Source organism: Vibrio sp. D173a, assembly GCF_030248475.1.
The window spans coordinates 1-1,386 of record NZ_JAHGAH010001135.1; the positions used below are offsets into that span (position 1 = coordinate 1).

2 protein-coding genes are annotated in these 1,386 nt (G+C 44.0%); one reads left to right on the forward strand and one right to left on the reverse strand.

Annotated features, from left to right (window positions below; genetic code table 11):
- The first annotated feature begins 122 nt into the window (after positions 1 to 122).
- Entirely contained in the window at positions 123 to 848 is a 726-nt protein-coding gene (locus KIV40_RS31805; protein WP_285353314.1) for a 1-acylglycerol-3-phosphate O-acyltransferase, read from the forward strand.
- Between the two features lie 60 nt (positions 849 to 908).
- Here KIV40_RS31805 and KIV40_RS31810 read toward each other — a convergent pair whose 3' ends face one another.
- Positions 909 to 1,298 carry a RidA family protein gene (locus KIV40_RS31810; RefSeq protein ID WP_285353316.1) on the reverse strand — a complete coding sequence of 130 codons (390 nt, stop codon included), beginning with the start codon at positions 1,296 to 1,298 and terminating at the stop codon, positions 909 to 911.
- Positions 1,299 to 1,386: the final 88 nt, after the last annotated feature.

Consider the following 1,386-nt stretch of genomic DNA (forward strand, 5'->3'; position numbering starts at 1 on the left):
GATAATAAAAAAGAAAGTCGAAACTTTGGTTTCGGCTTTTTTATTGTATTTTGCCGCTTACGACTCTGTTACCATCATGCGTAATTAAAACAGACCTAGTTAAGCGGTTGTTGAGGAACAAAATGATAGCAATATTACGTATTTTCGCTGTAGCAATATTTGCGATTTTCATGTTTGTATTTGGTTGCGGTTACTGCTTGTTAAGCCCACGTAATCCAAAGCACGTATTTACTTTTGGTCGTTATTTTGGCCGCATGTCGAAGATTTTTGGCATTACTCTGGATCTGCGTATTCCAGGAGATGCAGACTCTCGCGGTCAACACGTTTACGTTGCCAACCACCAAAATAACTGGGACTTGTTCACTGTGTCTTCTGCGGTAACACCTAAAGTAGTTACTGTGGGTAAGAAGAGCCTAGCTTGGATGCCACTGTTTGGTCAGCTTTACTGGCTAACGGGTAATATCCTGATTGACCGTGCAAACCGTAGCAAAGCGGTAGGTACGATTGATCAAGTGGTTGATAACCTAAAGGGCAGTGATGTGTCGGTATGGATGTTCCCAGAGGGCACTCGCTCTCGTGGACGTGGCCTATTGCCATTTAAGACCGGAGCATTCCACGCAGCGATTGGTGCTGGTTTACCGATTATCCCAATCGTATGTAGCTCGACAGGCGGAATCAAACTGAACCGTTGGAATAACGGTCACGTGATTGTAGAGATGCTACCACCAGTCAGTGTTGAAGGTTTTGATAAGTCGAACGTTCGTGAGCTAGCGAACGAGTGCCGCGAGCAGATGAAAACAAAACTTGCAGAGCTTGATGAAGAAGTGAAAACACTGAACAGCAAGTAAGCGTTTTTCAGATACAAAAAAGGTTGCCGTAGTGGCAACCTTTTTTGTATCTGGTCGAGACTATTTGCGAACTGCGATAGCTTCGATTTCGATACCAACATCTTTAGGAAGACGCGCAACTTCAACACATGAACGTGCAGGGTAGTTTGCAACACCGTGCTCGTCGAAGAACTTGCCGTATACTTCGTTTACTGTACCGAAGTCATTTAGGTCTTTAACGAATACCGTTAGCTTAACGATGTCTTTTACTGTTAGGCCAGACGCTTCAACAACGGCTTTAACGTTTTCAAGAGATTGACGAGCTTGCTCTGCGATATCAGAAGACACTTCACCAGTAGCTGGGTTCACTGGGATCTGACCTGAAGTCAGTACCATGTTGCCTAGGTCAACGCCTTGTACATATGGGCCGATTGCTGCTGGAGCTGATTCTGTGTGAAGTACTTTAGTCATTATAGGTTCCATCATTTTATTAGATAAAAATCGAAATTCAGTGTGCCTTCAAAGCGGCATTAGGTAAAGAATAAAATACCCCGCACAG

Coding starts and splice junctions, on each gene's coding strand:
- KIV40_RS31810 (WP_285353316.1), bottom strand. CDS start 1,298: ATGACTAAAGTACTTCACACAGAATCAGCTCCAGCAGCAATCGGCCCA.
- KIV40_RS31805 (WP_285353314.1), top strand. CDS start 123: ATGATAGCAATATTACGTATTTTCGCTGTAGCAATATTTGCGATTTTC.